The organism is Vibrio sp. 1069, from assembly GCF_033340555.1.
Genome location: NZ_JAWOWP010000546.1, coordinates 1 through 621, shown reverse-complemented (window position 1 = coordinate 621; position 621 = coordinate 1). Strand labels below are relative to the sequence as shown.

Here is a 621-nt window from a genome sequence, read left to right as displayed (position 1 = left end):
GCAAAACCAATCTGAGTCGCAACGTAAGTCACCATTACGGTCGTAATGCCGTCATAACCCAGGCGAACCATCAATGGAGCGATGATGATGGCGAACGCCACCGCCTCTTCACCCATCCCAAAGACAGCGCCGCCCAAAGAGAACAGCAAGAACAGAACAGGAATGAAGAGCGCTTCATTACCTTTGGTTTTGTCGATCAGACGAAGGATACCGTTGTCGATAGTGCCCGTGCGCATCACGACACCAAAAGCGCCGCCGATCACAAGCATAAACATGATAACGCCGATTGCGCTGCCCCATTTTGAACCTGAAACCAGACCTTCAAATGGGAAGTTCATCAAGCCGATACCGCCGCCAGAAGCGAAGAGACCCACTTTGTTGTAAACCAGCTCGCCGTTTTCGTCGGTTGCGTACGAGAAAGAAGACGGATCAATAACAGTACGTGTTTTTTCCGCCCCATCTACCACGTAGGACACCTGTTGGCTATCAAAGTGACCAGCAGGAATTAGATAGGTAAGAATCGCAGCAAAGATACCAACAAAAAAGATTAAAATGAGAGTGTCAGGCATCTGCCATGATTGCTTTGTTGCAGCCGATTCCGATGGCTGCGCATGTGTGTGA

At 49.6% G+C, this 621-nt stretch carries 1 pseudogene; it reads right to left on the bottom strand.

The features are described 5' to 3' along the window. Positions 1-569, bottom strand: a pseudogene (locus R7040_RS27650) (hypothetical protein); the annotation flags it as partial. Positions 570-621 lie beyond the last annotated feature (52 nt).